Annotated in this window: 16 protein-coding genes; 8 read left to right on the top strand and 8 right to left on the bottom strand. The window is 66.6% G+C overall.

All coding sequences use genetic code 11. The annotated features are described in order from the left end of the window. Positions 1 to 22: 22 nt before the first annotated feature. Genes ABIC63_RS16825 through ABIC63_RS16805 form a run of 5 tightly spaced genes read right to left on the bottom strand, consistent with a single transcriptional unit; the run spans position 23 to position 4,453 of the window. Positions 23 to 1,018 carry an amidohydrolase family protein gene (locus tag ABIC63_RS16825; protein WP_354320594.1) on the bottom strand — a complete coding sequence of 332 codons (996 nt, stop codon included), beginning with the start codon at positions 1,016 to 1,018 and terminating at the stop codon, positions 23 to 25. A gap of 17 nt (positions 1,019 to 1,035) precedes the next feature. Further along, positions 1,036 to 1,551 carry an aromatic-ring-hydroxylating dioxygenase subunit beta gene (locus tag ABIC63_RS16820; protein WP_354320593.1) on the bottom strand — a complete coding sequence of 172 codons (516 nt, stop codon included), beginning with the start codon at positions 1,549 to 1,551 and terminating at the stop codon, positions 1,036 to 1,038. After that, positions 1,548 to 2,858: an aromatic ring-hydroxylating oxygenase subunit alpha gene (locus tag ABIC63_RS16815; protein WP_354320592.1), complete on the bottom strand. Its 1,311-nt coding sequence runs from the start codon at positions 2,856 to 2,858 to the stop codon at positions 1,548 to 1,550. The genes ABIC63_RS16820 and ABIC63_RS16815 overlap by 4 nt, the downstream gene beginning before the upstream one ends. Positions 2,859 to 2,867: 9 nt before the next feature. Continuing rightward, positions 2,868 to 4,139, bottom strand: a complete 1,272-nt coding sequence (locus ABIC63_RS16810; protein ID WP_354320591.1) for an NAD(P)/FAD-dependent oxidoreductase — start codon at positions 4,137 to 4,139, stop codon at positions 2,868 to 2,870. Beyond that, positions 4,136 to 4,453: a non-heme iron oxygenase ferredoxin subunit gene (locus ABIC63_RS16805; protein ID WP_354320590.1), complete on the bottom strand. Its 318-nt coding sequence runs from the start codon at positions 4,451 to 4,453 to the stop codon at positions 4,136 to 4,138. Before ABIC63_RS16805 ends, ABIC63_RS16810 begins: the two co-directional genes overlap by 4 nt. Before the next feature lie 417 nt (positions 4,454 to 4,870). Between ABIC63_RS16805 and ABIC63_RS16800 the strand changes: the two genes are divergently transcribed. The 6 genes from ABIC63_RS16800 to ABIC63_RS16775 all read left to right on the top strand — a co-directional run bounded on the left by ABIC63_RS16800 (position 4,871) and on the right by ABIC63_RS16775 (position 12,787). Further along, on the top strand, positions 4,871 to 7,252 hold the full coding sequence (locus ABIC63_RS16800; RefSeq protein ID WP_354320589.1) for a xanthine dehydrogenase family protein molybdopterin-binding subunit: 2,382 nt from the start codon (positions 4,871 to 4,873) through the stop codon (positions 7,250 to 7,252). Beyond that, positions 7,249 to 8,100, top strand: coding sequence for an FAD binding domain-containing protein (locus ABIC63_RS16795; RefSeq protein ID WP_354320588.1), 852 nt, complete (start codon positions 7,249 to 7,251; stop codon positions 8,098 to 8,100). Before ABIC63_RS16800 ends, ABIC63_RS16795 begins: the two co-directional genes overlap by 4 nt. A gap of 6 nt (positions 8,101 to 8,106) precedes the next feature. After that, the gene (locus ABIC63_RS16790) at positions 8,107 to 9,324 is read left to right on the top strand and encodes a xanthine dehydrogenase family Fe-S subunit (RefSeq protein WP_354320587.1); all 1,218 of its coding nucleotides are present in this window, start codon (positions 8,107 to 8,109) and stop codon (positions 9,322 to 9,324) included. A gap of 118 nt (positions 9,325 to 9,442) precedes the next feature. Next, positions 9,443 to 10,249 carry an alpha/beta fold hydrolase gene (locus tag ABIC63_RS16785; protein WP_354320586.1) on the top strand — a complete coding sequence of 269 codons (807 nt, stop codon included), beginning with the start codon at positions 9,443 to 9,445 and terminating at the stop codon, positions 10,247 to 10,249. An 89-nt stretch (positions 10,250 to 10,338) separates the two neighbouring features. Then, a complete protein-coding gene (locus tag ABIC63_RS16780) occupies positions 10,339 to 10,890 on the top strand; it encodes a MarR family winged helix-turn-helix transcriptional regulator (protein WP_354320585.1) in 552 nt (183 codons plus the stop codon). A gap of 106 nt (positions 10,891 to 10,996) precedes the next feature. Continuing rightward, positions 10,997 to 12,787, top strand: a complete 1,791-nt coding sequence (locus ABIC63_RS16775; protein WP_354320584.1) for an acyl-CoA dehydrogenase — start codon at positions 10,997 to 10,999, stop codon at positions 12,785 to 12,787. 583 nt (positions 12,788 to 13,370) lie between these two features. On the opposite strand, the gene ABIC63_RS16770 is transcribed toward ABIC63_RS16775, so the two are convergent. After that, positions 13,371 to 13,823 carry a LysR substrate-binding domain-containing protein gene (locus ABIC63_RS16770; protein ID WP_354320637.1) on the bottom strand — a complete coding sequence of 151 codons (453 nt, stop codon included), beginning with the start codon at positions 13,821 to 13,823 and terminating at the stop codon, positions 13,371 to 13,373. 10 nt (positions 13,824 to 13,833) lie between these two features. On the opposite strand from ABIC63_RS16770, the gene ABIC63_RS16765 reads away from it, so the two are divergent. Both ABIC63_RS16765 and ABIC63_RS16760 read left to right on the top strand, forming a co-directional pair. Continuing rightward, positions 13,834 to 14,325, top strand: a complete 492-nt coding sequence (locus tag ABIC63_RS16765) for an ATP-binding cassette domain-containing protein (protein ID WP_354320583.1) — start codon at positions 13,834 to 13,836, stop codon at positions 14,323 to 14,325. A 64-nt stretch (positions 14,326 to 14,389) separates the two neighbouring features. After that, the gene (locus ABIC63_RS16760; RefSeq protein WP_354320582.1) at positions 14,390 to 15,286 is read left to right on the top strand and encodes an IclR family transcriptional regulator; all 897 of its coding nucleotides are present in this window, start codon (positions 14,390 to 14,392) and stop codon (positions 15,284 to 15,286) included. Positions 15,287 to 15,353: 67 nt separating this feature from the next. On the opposite strand, the gene ABIC63_RS16755 is transcribed toward ABIC63_RS16760, so the two are convergent. Beyond that, positions 15,354 to 16,352 carry a Bug family tripartite tricarboxylate transporter substrate binding protein gene (locus tag ABIC63_RS16755; RefSeq protein WP_354320581.1) on the bottom strand — a complete coding sequence of 333 codons (999 nt, stop codon included), beginning with the start codon at positions 16,350 to 16,352 and terminating at the stop codon, positions 15,354 to 15,356. A 25-nt stretch (positions 16,353 to 16,377) separates the two neighbouring features. Beyond that, positions 16,378 to 17,364, bottom strand: coding sequence for a Bug family tripartite tricarboxylate transporter substrate binding protein (locus ABIC63_RS16750; protein WP_354320580.1), 987 nt, complete (start codon positions 17,362 to 17,364; stop codon positions 16,378 to 16,380). Between the last annotated feature and the right edge of the window lie 27 nt (positions 17,365 to 17,391).

Raw genomic sequence — 17,391 nt, 5'->3', positions numbered from 1 at the left:
TTTCGTCCTTGGTTTGAAAGTGTCAGATCTGCAGGAGTGCGAGGTCCTGCGGGCTGCCCAGCTTGAAGAGTCGGCGGGCATTGCCATGGCACACCAGCTCGCGGGTGTGCGCGTCGAGCGGTGCCTGCTCGATGAAGGTGCAGGCCTCGACGGTGGACTCGTATGGGTAGTCCACGGAGAAGAGCACCGCCTGGGCACCGAGCTCGCCGATGGCGCCCAGCAGTGCCGGTGCGGAGCACACGCCAGATGTCGTGATCAGGATGTTGCTGCCGATGTACTCGCTGGGCTTGCGCGCCAGCTTGATGCCCGAGGGGTAGGCGGCGAAGCGACTGTCGATGCGCCAGCGCTGGTACGGCAGTGCCTCGCCCATGTGGCCCAGCAGCAAGGTGAGTCGGGGGAAGCGGTCGAACACGCCGCCGAACAGAAGGCGCAGTGCGTGCCCTGCCGTCTCCACGCCCCAGCCCCAGGTGGCTCCCTGCAGCACCGGCATGCCCTCCAGCAGCGCCGGCGGCTGGCTAAACGCGTTGGGGTGCAGATAGATGGGCACGCCGAGTGCTTCCGCACGCTCCCAGAACACGTCGTACTCCCTGCCTTCGTAGTAGCGGCCCAGGGTGTGACCGTTGATCAGCGCGCCCTTGAATCCGTACTCTGCGACGGTGCGCTCCAGCTCGTGAGCTGCGGCAGCCGGGTCCTGGAGCGCGACGTGCGCGAACGCGCCGAAGCGCTTCGGATGTCGTGCCACACGCTCGGCGAGGAACTCATTGTTCTCGCGTGCGCGCCGCACGGCGGCGGCGCCATCGATCTCGGCCTGCACGCCGGGCATCGTCTGCGACAGCACGGCGTACTCGATGTTCCCGGCGTCCATCTCGGCCAGGCGCTGGTCGTCGAAGTCGCTCAGCCGGGCGTCGAGCCGGGCGACGAAGTCGACCGGCAACGCTCGCGTGTACTTCGCGGAATAGGCGTCGAATCCGGGAGCGCTGAAGTGCTCTTCAAGGGCGATCTTTGGGGTTGAATTCATTGGGGTCCTTGATGCGTTCAGGCCGGGTAAGCCAGGGCCGTGTCCAGAATCTCTGTGTCGTGCACCACCTCGCGGCTCGCGATGAGCAGCCGCTCTCCGTCGCGCACGAAGCGGTCGTGATAGATGCCTGAGAGATGGACGGTCGAAGGCCCCTCGACCAGGGTCTGCATCAGGATGAAGGGCGTCTGCGCGCTGATCGTGTCGCCCGTTTCCTCAAGCACACGCGTGATTCCCAGCACGTGCAGGATGTGCCGGGGGGCGAACATCTGCGAGTGCGCCACGGCGAGTGCGCGGTCGGTGATCATGTCCAGGCCCTCGCAGTAGATGAGGCCCACGGGCATGCCCAGCAGCGCGTTCTGGCGCGAGGTGATCCGGTAGGTCGCGTCCTTGCTGAAGAACTCGGGCCAGCGCTCGATGTCGTTGGCATCGAGGGCGGCGCAGTACTCGACATGAAAGGAGTCGATCTCTGCGCGCAGGTCGGCTGCCCGGCGCGGCGAGATCGTGGATCTGGTGTAGGCGAGCCGCTCTCTCATGCTGCCATCTCCGCGACGGGGATGCCCATGACGTCCCGGTAGTACGCGTAGAGCGACCGGATGCACGACTCGGAAATCAGGTTGCGCGCCGTTCCCTGGTGGCCCGCATCGAGCTTGACGACGTTGTTGTCCGTGGACGAATTGCGGATGCCTTCCTGCACGAACTTCAATGCCTCGTTGTCTTCGAGGCCCAGGAAGCCGGAGGGGCCCATCAGGTTCCCCTGTCGAAGGCGATGCCGTGTCATTTCGGGCGTGTCGTCTTCGTAGCCGAACATGGTCCACTGCATCACCATGCTGTTCGGGCCGTTCGGAATGATCTGGCGCACCCCCATCGTGTTCATCTGGCGCTGAACGATCAGGTTCGGCCACATGGTCATCATGTTGGCGGACCAGGGCGAGTCGAACTCGCGCACGTAGTCCAGGAAGCGCTCGTCGCGCAGCCGGAGGTTGTCGCTGAACGAGCGCATTTCCGCCTTGTCGTCGGCGGCGACCGTGGCATAGACCTGGTCGGGCTTGGAAGAGGCCATGTAGCCGTGGCGGCCATGCTCCTTGTCGGCAAAGACGATCGACTTGATGCCAGGCACCAGAAGGCCGAACACCACGAGGAACGAATGCAGCAGCGTGGCGTGGTACGGATCCTTGAGGTTCTCGTGGTACATCTTCCAGTTGCACGGAAGCTCGTTGCGGCAGTACCCCAGGATCTTGAGCTTCCTGCCCGAGAACGGAACGTCGAACTCCTCGACGATCTCCTTGGTCATGTACTCCTCAAGCGGCGGCGTCTTGTCGGAGTAGGTCGCGAACACCACGCCGTTGCGCGTGGCCACGCGGAGCTGCCGGGTGCCGTGCTCAGCGTTCTTGAAGTCGGGCGGCATGCCGCCGACCTTATTGATGCCGCGCTTGAACGGAACACCCTGCAGGTTGCCCTTGAGGTCGTAAGACCACTGGTGGTAGGGGCAGACGAACTCTTTGGCGTTGCCCTGGCTGGCGCGACAGAACTCGGCGCCGCGGTGGGCGCAGCGGTTCTCGAACACGGAGATCGTGTTGTCTTCCGCGCGAACGATCACCACTGCCGTGGCACCGACATAGCCCCGCTTGAAGTCGCCAGGGTTCGGTATCTCGGCTTCCAGCGCAACGAAGTTCCAGGTATCGCCCCGGAAGATGCGCTCGATCTCCTGGTCGTAGATGGCCTGGCTGGTGTAGACCCAGTCCGGAATGTTGTTGAGTGCGTCCGCGGGCCAGACGCACTGCTCCAGGGGCGGGTTCTTCCGGGCATTGGTGATGCCGATGACCGCCTGCGATTGATACATGAATGCTCCTTAGGCTGTGAGGGGGGGGTGAACGGTGGACGGTGTGCCGGCGCGCATCTGCTTGGCCCATGCGCGCAGATCGGCAGCGTCCCGCTGGAATTCGTCGAGCCGCACCGGCTTCCCCTGCTCGAAGAGGGGCCGGATGGCGCGGAGATCGGCGCCTGCGTTGATCGCCACGCCGTGCAACGGAACGCCGCCGCGGTGGCCGATCCACAGCACCTTGCCGGTGGCTGGATCGCCCCGGCGCACGTACTCCAGACCAGGGGCGGGCAGACCCAGCATCTGGATGTTGTGCCGGCCCTGGTCGGTCCAGAACCACGGCACCGCCGGTGCTGGCCCGGTCGCACCGACCATGGCGGCAGCTGCGGCGCGTGCCTGCTCATTGGCGTTCTGCCAGGATTCCAGGCGCATGGGCGAGTCGTACCCAGGGCGTTGTTGGCTGGTGCAGTCGCCGCACGCGAACACGTGCTTGTCGCTGGTGCGGCACTGCGCGTCGACGAGGACGCCGCCGCCTTCGGCGACATCCAGGCCGGCATCGCGCGCCAGGGCGTCGCTGGGCGAGAGGCCGATGGCGACGACGACCTCGTCCGCCTCCAGCGCGCCGGCATGCGTCGACAGGCGCATGCGGCCCAGGGGCAGGATGTCGATGCGTTCGAGGGCGGCGCCGAGCAGGAGCTGCGCGCCTGCCTGCCGCAGACCGGATTCGAGCCAGGCCGACGCTTCCGGCGGAAGGAATCGATCGAGCAGGGATGGCGCGCGTTCGATCACCGTCACAGCCGCACCGGTCGCCAACGCGGAATTGGCGATCTCGAGGCCGAGAAAGCCGCCACCGAGGATCGCGACCTGTGGCTGGCCCTGGAGGGCGGCGCGAAGTCGTCGCGCATCGTCGAGCGTGCGCACGTAGTGCACGTGCGGTCTGCCCACCGGGGCACAGGCCAGCGTGCGGGCTTCACCGCCTGTGGCAAGCAGGCACATGTCGTACGGGAGCACCTGGCCGTCGGCAAGGCGAACCGACCGGCCGGAGAGATCGAGGGCGATCGCCTCGCTGCTGCTCTGCACATCGATGTCGCCCCTTGCCCAGACATCCTGGGCGAAGACATCGAGGCTCGGCTCCTCGGACGCCACCAGCACGGCTTTGGACAACGGGGGACGCTCGTACGGCTTGTGGGGCTCCCGCCCGAGCATCGTGATGCGACCGCGGTAGCCGTGTTCGCGCAGCGCGTGCGCAGCCACTGCCGCAGCCTGCCCGGCACCCACGATGACAACGCCAGGCGCGGTCATTTCTGATCCGGCGACATCACGTAGATGTCATCGCCATCCTGCCTGACGGCATGCGTGCGCAAGTCGACGGTGACCGGCGCGCACATCGCCTTGCCAGTGCGAATGTCGAAACGCCCCTGATGCAGCGGGCATTCGACACAACCCTCCTCGATGTAACCCTCCGCCAGCAGCGCGGTGGCATGCGTGCACATGCTGTCCGTGGCGAAGAACTCGTCGTCTATACGAAAGAGCGCGACGCCGTGGCCCGCGACATTGACGGTCTTCGCTTCATCGTTTTGCAGCTCTCGCGCCGAAGCGACTTTGATCCAGTTCATGGCTTCATCCGGTGGCTTCCGGATCTCTCAAAAGTAGTCAGTGAACTGTCATATTATTGAGATTCGCGGTTGACTTCAAGTGCGGATTTGCACTGACGGAAACTGCACCAGAGTAGGCCCCGAATGATCAGTGAAAACCCCAAATATGGGCGTTGTCACCAGTGAAATGCACCAAATCAAGGCCGCATAACCCTTAGGGTTTGCATTGACGGAAGCAAACTCTCTCCATCCCGGATTGCTCCTATACTAGTGATCAGTGAACTGTCATATAGTGACGGTGCTGGGTAAGCCAGTGTTGGGTTCTGAGCGGTATGGCGAAGAGGCTTGCTCTCGCATGTCGATCGCCTGGGCTTGACCGGTGGCGGGCAGACTCGACGGAGTCCGGCACCAGCAAACAACTCAAGGAAAAGGAATTGCATGGACCGAGCAGACATTCCGGCGAGGCTCTTGAAGCGCGAGGGCATCGGCGCCCGGGTTCCTCGAAAGGAAGATGCGCGCCACTTGGTGGGCAAGGGCAACTTCGTGGGCGATTTCGTGCTGCCAGGCCTTCAGGAGGTCGCGTTCCTGCGTAGCCCTCTGGCGCATGCGATGGTCACTGCTGTCGACATTCCCGACGCTCTGGCGGGAAAGGTGTTCGTGCGGGACATGATGTTGGATGCGGCGGACATCGGATCGCCGTCTTCGGTGCCCACGTATCAGTACTCGGCGCTGCCACCGCTGGCGTCGGGCAAGGTCCGTCACGTTGGGGAGGCCGTGGCCATGGCGGTCGCTCCGACGCGTGCCATCGCGGAAGACCTGCTTGAAGAGGTGGACGTCTCGTACGAAGAATTGCCCGTGTACTACAGCGCCGAGTCAGCCCTCGCGGCCACGGGCGAGTTCATGCATCCCGAGTGGAAGGACAACGTCTTTCTCACGCTGCGTGCTGACCGCGACTTCGACGCCCTTGCCGCCCAGGCCGAGGTAAAGGTCAGCCGCACGGTCGAGCTGTCGCGCCAGTGCATCGTTCCATTGGAAGGCAAGTCGGTCCTGGCCTACTGGGATTTCCAGACCGATCAGCTGGTCGTCGTCAGTGCCACCCAGGTCCCGCATCTGCTTCGCGTCGGCATCGCTCAGCACCTTGGGATGAACGAGGAGGCGGTGCGCGTCGTGTCGCCCGACGTCGGCGGTGCTTTCGGCTACAAGGGGCAGCTCTATCCCGAAGACCTCTGTGTCGCCTGGCTGGCCAAGACCTACCGCACGCCATTTCGCTACCTCGAGGATCGGCGTGAGCACCTGATCGTCGGCGCCAACACGCGGCAGCATCACTACCAGCTCACGGCCTATGCGGACCGCACGGGCAAGCTGCTGGCCCTCGACGCGGTCATCACCATTGATGGCGGTGCCTATTCCTACTATCCGTTCTTCGTCGGACTGGAGCCTGGCCAGGCGATCGGAAACCTGCCCGGTCCGTACAGCTTCCGGGGCTACCGGTGTGAAACCGTGTGCGTGGCGACCAACAAGCCCGGGTTCATGGCCTACCGTGGGGTGGCGCGCACGGGCGTGTGCTTCGCGATCGAACTTCTCATGGATGCCGTGGCCCGAGAGGTGGGCCGTGAGCCCTGGGAGGTCCGGCTGGAGAACCTGGTGCCGGCCTCAGCCATGCCCTACGTCAACGTGGCCAACAAGCACTTCGACAGCGGCGACTTTCCGGCAAGCCTGCGCCGCGCGGTCGAGATGATCGGCCTGAAGGCCGTTCGCGAGCGCCAGGCGCGTGGTGAGCCGGACGGACGCCTCATTGGTTTTGGCACCGCCACATACACCGAGCAATCGGCGCATGGCACGACGGTGTTCGCCAACTGGGGCCTGCCCGTGGTGCCCGGCTTCGACCAGGCGGTCGTCAGGATGACGGCGGACGGCGGCCTTGAGGTTCGCGTGGGCGTGCACTCGCATGGCCAGGGCATGGAGACCAGCTTCGCGCAGATTGCCAATGACGTTCTTGGCATTCCGGTCGGAAGGATCCGGGTGGTGCATGGCGACACCGCGCTCACGCCGTTCTCCTCGGGTACCTACGCGTCGCGCGCCACCGTCATGTCGGGCGGTGCCATCTCGGTCGCCTGCAAGGAGCTCCTGCCGCGCATCCAGTCGATCGCCGGCTACCTCATGGGGGTAGATGCGCAGACCGTTGCATTGATCGAAGGACGCGCAGTGTCAGGCGACAAGTCGATTCCACTGTCGCAGGTCGGTGGCGCGTGGTACCTGACGCCGCAGGACTTGCCCGCCGACGTCCATCTGGGCGGCCTGGAGGTGTCACGCGCGTACAAGCCTGCCGTCGACACTGGCACTTTCACGTATGCCACACATGCCGTGGTGGTGGCTGTCGATACCGAGACGGGCGAGGTCGAGATCCTCGACTACGTGGTCGTCGAGGACTGCGGAACCATGGTCAATCCGATGATCGTGGAGGGTCAGACCATTGGTGGCATTGCGCAAGGCATCGGCACTGCGATGTACGAAGAGAGCCCGTACGACGAACAGGGTCAGCCTCTGGCGTCCACGCTGGCGGACTACATCCTTCCCGGCGCGACCGAGGTGCCGCGCATTCGCATCGACCATTTCGAAACCCCGTCGCCGCACACGGAGTTCGGCGCCAAGGGCGTGGGGGAAGGAGGGGCGATTGCACCGCCCGCGGTGATCTTCAATGCGGTGAATGACGCCCTGCGCGGCTCCGGTGCTGCAGAGGTGCTCATGACGCCGCTGACGCCACGCCGATTGCTCGCGGCACTCGAGAACACCAAGCGCGAGAAGGAGGACACGCAATGAAGGCACCGAAGTTTGCGTACACGCGCGTTCTCTCGATCGACGACGCGATCTCGGCACTGGTGGCGGGCGCGGGCACGGCAAAGGCCATGGGCGGCAGCCAATCCCTCGGCCCCATGCTCAATCTGCGGCTGGCGCGGCCGGCGCAGGTGGTCGATGTCGCCCAGATCGCCAGCTTGCGCACGGTCAGCCGCAAGGCTGGCTGGATCGAGATCGGCGCCGCCGTCACCCATGCGGAGATCGAGGACGGCATACACACCCCTCTGGCCGAGCACCCCATGCGCCAGGTGGCCGCCGGCATTGCCTACCGCGCAATCCGCACGCGAGGCACCCTGGGCGGAAGCCTGGCGCATGCCGATCCGGCGGCCGATTGGGTGGTGGTGCTGGCGGCACTCGGCGCGCGGATGGTGGCCCGATCGCCGCGAGGCGAACGCACGGTCGAGGTCGATGCGTTCATGCTCGGCGCCTATACGACTGTGCTCGAGCCCGATGAACTGATCGTCTCCGTCGCGGTGCCGGCGCAGACCGCTGCGACGCACTGGGGCTACCACAAGGTCTGTCGAAAGCCGGGCGAGTTCGCGGAAGCGAGCGCGGCGGTCTACGTCGACGCTTCGCTGCAGCGTGCGCGGATCGTCCTGGGGGCCGCGGATGGTCCTCCAATCCTCTTGCATGCCCTCGCGGCCGAGATCCAGCGTCGAGGCGCCAGTGCCGCTGATCGCGAGTCGTTGCGGGCAGCCGTGCGCGCTGCGCTACCCGATCGCGACGCCATCGACCAGAAGCTCTTCACCGCATGCGTGGAGCGCGCACTCGAGCAGTCCGGCGTCCTGGCCGGCACACAACCCGCGGAGTAGAAGCACTTGGACCCGATCAGCATTCACGTCAACGGTCGAAGCGTCAGCCGGGCGGCCGAGCCCAGGACGCATCTGGCCGACTTCCTGCGCGATGAGCTCCGCCTCACCGGCACGCACCTCGGCTGCGAACATGGCGTATGCGGCGCCTGCACGGTGCTTGTGGATGGCCAGCCCACGCGCTCCTGCATCACCTTCGCCGTGGCGTGCGAAGGTCATGAAGTCACCACCATCGAGGGCTACGACGGGGACGCCGCGATGCAGTTGCTGCGGCAGGCGTTCACGCGACACCATGCGCTGCAGTGCGGCTTCTGCACGCCCGGGATGCTGGCCACGGCGCGGGACATCGTGCTTCGGCTGCCGGATGCCGACGAGGCGCGCGTGCGTCTGGAGCTGTCCGGTAACTTGTGCCGATGCACGGGCTACCAAGGCATCGTGGATGCCATCCTGGATGTGCTGCAGCAGCAGCGCGACACGCCCGACGCGCAGTTCGAGCGGCTGCGCCACCGATTGACGGCGCCGCGGACAGTGGCAGTTCAGCGTGCTGCCGCTGTGGTGGCTGCCGATCCGTCGGCGCCCGCGCCGGGCAAGGGCGCCACGGCCAACCCGGCCGGCGCGGCCGACATGGCGGAAGTCGATCCCGTGGCGATGGCCAAGGCCAAGGCGAAGGGCAACGCGATCGAGGTCTTCTTCGACGTGCCCCATCCGCTCGAGAGGGTGTGGGAGTTCATGGGCGACCTTCCTGCGGTGGCGTCATGCCTGCCCGGGGCGACTGTCGACTCGCATGAGGGGGACCGGGTCAAGGGCACCATCGCGATCAAGTTCGGCCCGATGTCCGCCGCGTTCGCCGGCGCGGCGCGGCTGGAGCGCGATGACGCCGCCAAGCGCGCCGTCCTGAGGGGCGCAGGCCAGGACAGCCTGAGCAAGTCGCGCACCCAGGGCGACATCACCTATCGGCTCGAGGCGCTGTCCGCCGACAGCACCCGGGTCCACGTGGACATGATCTACGCGCTGCAGGGCCCGCTCGCGCAATTCTCGCGCTCGGGCCTCGTGAAGGATTTCGTGCGCCGCATGGTGGCCGACTTTGGCCACCAGATCTCGCGCCGGCTAAGCGGGCAAGCGGGTCCGATTGAGGGAACACCCCCCACCGTGTCCATGGCCGGGATGATGTGGAGCGTGCTGTGGGACCGGATTCGCAGCTGGTTCGGAGCGGGGCCGCGCTCATGAGACTTTCCCCGTCATGTGTCGCCACGCCTGAGAGAAGACGGCGCCCACTTCTGTCGACCCAAGCTCCGACGTGCCACGGGCTGATCGGGGCTGCTGAGCGGACAACCGAGGAACTGCATTGAGCCACTTTCTTCATGGGTACCAAGTCCGTGCCAACGGGGTTCGCCTGCACCTGCTGCGCTATGGCGGGCAGGGTCCCTGCATGCTGCTGCTTCCGGGCATCACCAGTCCCGCGATCACCTGGGGCTTCGTCGCCGAGCGGCTGGCTCGCCACTTCGACGTCCACGTCCTGGACTTCCGGGGGCGGGGCCTGTCGTTCAGCGGGCCCGGCATGGACGCGAGTCTCGACGCCATGGCAAGCGATGTGGTCGAGCTGATGGCGCTGCAGGGTTGGGCTCCTGTGACGCTGCTCGGGCACTCCATGGGCGCCCGCGTCGCGATCCGCGCGGCCACGCGAGACGCTCGGCGCATCGATCGGCTGCTGCTGATCGATCCCCCAGTCTCCGGCCCGGGTCGCCGCCCCTATCCGGTGCCGCTGTCGTGGTACGTGAATTCCATCCGGCTGGCTGCACAGGGTATCTCGGCCGAGGAACTGCGCCCCTACGCGCCCACTTGGACCGACGAACAGCTGCAACTGCGGGCCGAATGGCTGCACACGTGCAGCGAGGAGGCGATTGCCCAGGCGCATGCCGGCTTCCACGACGACGACATCCATAGCGATCTGGCCAGCCTCAGGACACCCGGATTACTGATGGCGGCGGGGAAGGGCGGCACAGTGCTCCCGGACGACCTGGCAGAGATCAAGGTGCTGGCGCCGGGCTTGACGCAGTGCGTAGTGCACGGCGCCGGGCACATGATCCCCTGGGACGACGAAGATTCGTTCTACCGTTTGCTGGGCGAGCATCTTGAGGTTGAATTCCTCTAGCGTCGGCAGCGGCGTTGGAACGCTTGCATCGTGCTTTGGCCAATGAGGCAGTCGATACACTCGATGGAGTAAGTATTGGCGATCTCGACATGACGAAGCGTTCCTCCGTGGCCAAAGAGAAGAAGGGTGGGTCGGCAGCGCCGGTGAAGCGGCAGGGTGCCCAGCCCTTCAATCCGCTGCGCGAGGTGATGTGGCGTCGCCCTGGCTTCCTGATTCGCCGACTCACCCAGATTGGCCAAGCACTGTTCTTCGATCTGTGCAAATCCGAGAGCATCACGCCTCTCCAGGTGGGCATGCTCACGGCACTATCGATGAACCCTTGGCTGGATCAGAAGGCCATCGGTCGGGAGCTCTCGCTGGACCGTACGACGACGGCCGAGGTGCTCAAGCGCCTGGCGGACAAGGGACTTGTCGAGACGCGCGTGAACCCCGAGGACCGCCGTTCCAGGCTGTCCGTCATCACCGCGGAGGGCTTGAAGCTCATCAACGATCTGCAGGAGAGCATTCTTCGATCGCAGGAACTGCTGATCGAACCGCTGCCCCCGGAAGACCGGGAGGTCTTCATGAAGCTGCTGGCGCGACTCGTCGATGCGCACGAGAAGATGGAGCGGCAGCTGGAGCAGCAAGAGCACCCGGAATAGCCGAGGGTCGACACCCTCGATCACTGCCTCGGGCGGCGCGGCGCATACGGCGCCGTGCCAGCCGCGTTCACGCCTGCGGCGCAGGCATACCAACCCATTCGCTGATATGAGCTACACCGCCCCGCTGAATGACATGCTGTTCGACATCCAGCATCTGGCGCAAATCGACGAGATCGCCAGGCTGCCCGGCTTCGAGGATGCCGGCCTGGACACCGCCGCCGCCGTGCTGGAGGAATGCGCCAAGCTGACGCAGGACGTGATCGCGCCGCTGAACGTGGCGGGCGACCGCGACCCCTCGTCCTTCAAGGACGGTGCCGTGCGCACCACGCCCGGCTTCAAGGACGCCTTCCGCCAGTACGCCGAAGGCGGCTGGCAGGGCCTGCAGCATCCCGTCGACTTCGGCGGCCAGGGCCTGCCCAAGACCATCGGCGCGGCCTGCGGCGAGATGGTCAACAGCGCCAACCTCAGCTTCGCGCTGTGCCCGCTGCTGACCGATGGCGCCATCGAAGCATTGCTGACGGCTGGCTCGGATCAACTGAAGGCGACGTACCTGGAGAAGCTGGTCAGCGGCGAATGGACCGGCACCATGAATCTGACGGAGCCGCAGGCAGGCAGCGACTTGGCGCTGGTGCGCACCCGCGCCGAGCCGCAGCCCGACGGCAGCTACAAGGTCTTCGGCACCAAGATCTACATCACCTACGGCGAGCACGACATGGCGCCGAACATCGTCCACCTGGTGCTGGCCCGCGTGAGCGGCGCGCCCGAGGGCGTCAAGGGCATCAGCCTGTTCGTGGTGCCGAAGTTCATGGTCAATGACGATGGCTCGCTGGGCGCGCGCAACGACGTTCATTGCGTCAGCATCGAGCACAAGCTGGGCATCAAGGCCAGCCCCACCGCCGTGCTGCAGTACGGCGACCACGGCGGTGCCATCGGCTACCTGGTCGGTGAGGAGAACCGCGGCCTGGAGTACATGTTCATCATGATGAACGCCGCCCGCTATGCCGTGGGCGTGCAGGGCATCGCCGTGGCCGAGCGGGCCTACCAGCACGCGGTGGCCTATGCGCGCGAGCGGGTGCAGAGCCGGCCGGTCGACGGTTCGATGACGAAGAGCGCGCCGATCATCCATCACCCCGATGTGCGCCGCATGCTGATGACCATGAGGGCCTACACCGAGGGCTGCCGCGCTATGGCCACCGTGGCCGCCGCGGCCTACGACGCGGCCCACCATCATGAAGACGCCGACGTGCGCAAGCAGAACCAGGCCTTCTACGAATTTCTGGTGCCGCTGGTCAAGGGCTACAGCACCGAGATGAGCCTGGAGGTGACCAGCTTGGGCGTGCAGGTGCACGGTGGCATGGGCTTCATCGAGGAGACCGGCGCCGCCCAGTACTACCGCGACGCCAAGATCCTGACCATCTACGAAGGCACGACCGCCATCCAGGCCAACGACCTGGTGGGCCGCAAGACCGCGCGTGACGGCGGCCAGGCTGCGCGCGCCATCGCGGCGCAGGTGGAGAAGACCGAGGCCGAACTGCTGGCCAGCCCCAGCGACGACGCGAAAGCCGTGGCGCAGCGCCTGAAGGCCGCGCGCGAGGCCTACCTGGACGTGGTGGACTTCATCGCCGGCCAGGCCAAGGGCGACCCGAATGCGGTGTACGCGGGCAGCGTGCCCTACCTGATGCTGGCCGGCAACCTGGTGGCTGGCTGGCAACTGGGCCGCTCGCTGCTGGTGGCGCTGACGCCCGAGGCCCAGGCGCAGGACGCGGCCTTCATGCAGGCCAAGGTGGCCACGGCGCGCTTCTACGCCGAACACATCCTCACCAAGGCGCCTGGCCTGCGAGACAGCATCGTCGACGGCGCAGAGAGTGTCTCGGCGCTGGCGATCGACAGCTACTGACCACCGCGCCTGCTGTGCAAGTCTGGTGGCGTCGCGCCACTGTGGGACCGTCCGCTTGTGAGCGAAGTCCCGCTGGGCCAAGCACCTGTCGGCGGTGAGCCTAGAACGGGATATCGTCGTCCATGTCATCGAACGAGGCGGCTGGAGGACAAAAGCCCGAGCCGCCTGTAAATGCCCGCAAACCTGGCTCGTCAGCGATTCGGCGAGCCGCGCCCCCGAAACAACGTCGAAGGCGCGCAAGGGCCGCTCGACACCGACTGCGATTGCATCGCAGGGAGCTCCGCATAGGACAGGCACAGGGTTTGGGCGTCCCACGCCTGCAACGGGAATGCTGTGTAGGGCCCCTTGTGCAACGCTTCGTCTGTGAGGATGCCTAGCAGTGCGGCGGAAATAGTCAGGGACGATCCAAGCCCGCCTCCCGGAATGCTGGACCGACAGACATGCTCGCCAGTGCCCGGCGTGCTTATGCGCTCGAACACGCCGTTGCTGGCGGGTTGAAGCCGCGGTTCGTGTGCCAGCATGGCACCCGCAAAGCTGACTTCGGCTCACCCGCCCAGCACTGCGCAGTATTCGCTCGATGCGGCTATGTTGACCGGAACAAGCGGATGACGAGATCCCGCGCCCACCGGATCAGGGGTGTGTGCTCCTGCCTTCGGCTCCAGTGAACTGACACGGTGAACTCGTTCGCAGGTAGATCCGTGTCCATCAGCAGCAGATGTCTGGCCGGCGTGAACTCGCGGGCGATGACCTGCGGCATCAGGACTGCCAGATCCGTCGTTCTGACCAGGTCCGGCAGCGCAAGAAAAGTGGAGGTCGTCAGCTTGATCTGCTTGTCAAGATTCGCTGCGCGCAACATCTCGACGGTCTGCGTGTGGGAGCGCACGGCGATCAGGTCCAGCGTCTGCAACCTCTTCAGGGAAAGCGCATTGCGCTTGAGCAGTTGTGTGATCGGATGCCCGGCGCGGATCAGGACGACGTAGCGATCCGTCAGCAGTTGGGTATGGCCCGAGCTCTTGAGCTCTGGGAGAAAGCCGATGGCCAGATGGATGTCGCCGCTGTCCAGCAGGTCCCGGTTGGGGCTCGGGATCGCCTACGCACCGCAGGAGAACGTGGTGTTTGGCGAACTGAGCGTGGCCGAGAACCTGTGGCTGCATCTGCCCGATCAGGACGCCACGCGCTACCAGGCGGTGCTGAGCGAGTTTCCGCGTCTGACGGAGCGCTTGAGGCAGCGGGCCGGGCTGCTGAGCGGCGGGGAGCGCAAGTTGCTCTCGTTTGCTCGCACGCTCGGTCTGCGCGCAGCGCTGTCCATGCTGGATGAGCCGACCGAGGGCGTCCAGCCGGAAAACATCGACCGCATGGCCCGCCTCGTGAATGGCCTGAAGGCGACGGGTCGCAGCTTCGTCGTCGTCGAACAGAATCTGAGTTTCGTCGAGATGGTCGCAGACGATGTACTCGTGTTGGATCACGGTCAGGCAGTGCTTTCCGGTGAGATGACAGCCCTCGGGCGCGCCGCCATCGAGCGCCACCTGGTGGTCTAGATGTGAAGCGTTCTGCCTTGGCTACCATCGCGCGCTCAGGTGGTGTTCAAGGAAAGTCGATTCGATGGCGCAGAAAGGTCGGCGCAAGGCGCTGCAGGAAGAAGCGGATCCCACGGTTCGCGCGCTCGATGCGCCAGACCGGGGTGTCGCGGGCGCCGGCTTACCGGCCGATGCTGGCGGCGATGCAGGCGCGGACGCTGCCAACGCTCGTGCGGCCAGCGAATCCAGCCTGTCTCGTCTGCTCGGCACCCTGGGCTTGTTCTCCACCGACACCCCCTCGCTCACCGTCGAGGAGATCGCCACCCGCCTGGGCGTGCCCAAGAGCACGGCTTACCGCTACATCCAGGAGCTGTCGAAGGTGGGGCTGCTGGTGCGGCTGGACCGCAGCATCACGCTGGGGCCGCGCATCATCGAACTGGACCGCTGCATCCGCGAGTCCGATCCCGTGATCCGCGCCGCTGCACCGCCCATGCGCGAGCTGGCCGAGCAGACGGGGCTGGACGTCTTCCTGTCCAAGCTCTACGGCCACTCCATCATCACGGTGCACACCGAATTCAACGACCCGCTGCCGCACCTGCGCTACGGCCGTGGCCGGCCGGTGCCCGTGCCGCGCGGCGCCAGCGCCAAGGCGCTGGTGGCCTTCCTGCCGGCGGCGCGGCTGCGGCGGCTGCACCAGGAGCTGGCGAGCGAGTCGCCGGACACGCCGCCCTGGGAGGCCTTCTACGAGGAGGCGCAGCGCATCCGCCGCGAGGGCTACTGCCGCACCTCGGGCGAACTCAATGCGGGCAAGACGGGCGTGTCGGCGCCCATCTTCGGGCGCGGGCGGCTGGTGGTGGCCAGTGTCACGGCACTGGGCAGCGATGCGCGGCTGGCGCTCTTCGATGCCGCGGCCATCGCCGAACTCGTGCAGCGCACGGCCCACATGATCAGCGTGCGGTTGTCGGCGGACGGACATCTGTAGCCGACCGCTCGACATTGCGGTTCGTCTTGCCGGGAAGCGGGCGCAGTTCAGGACCGGCGGGCGACGCTCAGAAGACGATGTTCGCCTTCCTGACGATGGGCGCCGCGGCGGCCAGCGAGCGGCGCCAGGTCTCCAGCGCCTGCGCGGGCGTGCTCACCACAGGCTCCAGCCCCAGGGCCACCATGCGGGCCTGCACTTCGGTGTCGGCAGCGATGGCCTGCAGCGTCGTGGCCAGCGTGTTCACCACGGTCGCGGACGTTCCGGACGGCGCGAAGACCGCGAACCAGCCGGCATTGCCCATGTCGCGCACGCCCAGCTCTTCGAAAGTGGGTACGGCCGGCAGCGAACGCACGCGGCGCAGGCCGGTCACCGCCAGCGGCCGCACGGAGCCGGCCGTGACCATCGCTTCGACCGCAGCCACGGTCAGAAAGACCGCATCCACCTGGCCGCCAATCAGGTCGGTGATGGCCGGCGAGGAGCCCTTGTAGGGCACATGCAGCAGCTCGATGCCGGCCGACTCGGCCAGCACCTCGCCCATGACATGGGCCGACGAGCCGGCGCCGAAGCTGCCGTAGCTGAGCTTGTTCGCCTTTGCCCTTTGCAGGAAGCCGGGCAGGTCCTTGGCCGGGCTGTCGGCCCGCACCGCGAGCACGAGCGGGGCGTTGGCCATCACGCTGACGATGGTGAAGGCCTCCTGCATGGTCTTGCCCGGCACCACGGACTGTTTGGACGCCAGCGCGGCAATCACATGGGTGGAGTTGCTGCCGAACATCAGCGTGTGGCCGTCGGCCGGTGCCTGGGCCACGGCGCGCGCCGCGATCAGGCCGTTGGCGCCCGGCCGGTTATCGATGACGACCGTGCCGCCCAGTGCGGCCTGCAGCTTCTGGCCGATGAGCCGTGCCACGGTGTCGGTGCCGCCGCCCGCGGCGAAGGGCACCACCAGGTTGATCGGCCGATCGGCCAGGGTGGTGGCGCGTGCCAGGCCGGTGCCCGTCGCGGCGAGCGTGGCAAGCAGCGCCAGGGCCTGGCGGCGCTGCGGGACGAAGGGTGTGTGAGATGAAGGCATGGGAGGGGGCGGTAAGGGTTGGGCGTCAGTCGACGCGGATCTGCCGCGCCTTGACGATGCGCGCATAGGTGGCGCGGCCGTCGGCGATGCGGGTGGCCATCTGCTCGGGCGTGCTGTAGGCGGTGGTGAAGCCCAGATTGCCGAAGGCCTTGGCCACCGGCTCGGAGACCAGGGCGGCGCGCATGGCCTCGTTGAGGCGGGCCACGATCTCCGGCGACGTGCCGGCGGGCGCCAGCAGACCGAAGAAGCCCTGGATGGTCATCTCGGGCAGGCCGGCCTCGGCGGCGGTGGGAATGTCGGGGAAAGCCGGGTCGCGCCGCTCGCCGGTCATGAACAGCGGAACCAGCTGACCGGCGCGCAGCGCGCCGATCAGCGGTGAGGTCACTTCGTCCATCAGCTGGGCCTCACCACGGATCACGGCGTCCTTGGCCATCACGGCACCCTTGTAGGGCACGTGCACCACGGGCGCGCCGGTGGCGGCCAGGAAGATCTCGCCCAGCAGGTGGTTGCTGGAGCCCATGCCCGCCGACGCGAAATTGAGCTGGCCCGGCTGGCGCTTGGCCAGCGCGACGAATTCCTGCACCGTGCGCACGCCCAGCGTGGGGTTGGTGACGAAGACGAAGGACTGGGTCGCGCCCAGGCTCACGGGCACCAGCGTTGCCACATGGCCCTGGTCGGGATACAGCACGGGCGCGGCCGTCAGGCTGCTGCCGCTGCCCCACAGCAGGGTGTAGCCGTCGGGCCGCGCGAGCGCCGCGGCCTTGGTGCCGATGCGCCCGCCCGCACCCGTGCGGTTCTCGACCACGACCGGCTGCTTGAGCTCCACCGCCAGTGCCTGCGCCACGGCGCGGGCCGAGATGTCGGTGGAGCCGCCCGGCTCGAAGGAGACGATGAGCGTGATGGGGCGCGAGGGCCAGGCATCGGCCCCTGCAGCCGTGCCGGCGAAGAGGCTGGCGGCTGCCAGTGCGAGGAGCACGCCGGCGCGACGGCGGGTGGCATCGAGAAGGGGCATGGCGGGTTCCGGTCGGCGTGGCAATCG

This window comes from Pseudacidovorax sp. 1753 (assembly GCF_040544975.1).
Lineage (GTDB): Bacteria > Pseudomonadota > Gammaproteobacteria > Burkholderiales > Burkholderiaceae_C > Xenophilus.
Note: the sequence above shows the minus strand (reverse complement) of the source record. Positions and strands in the feature narration are given on the sequence as shown.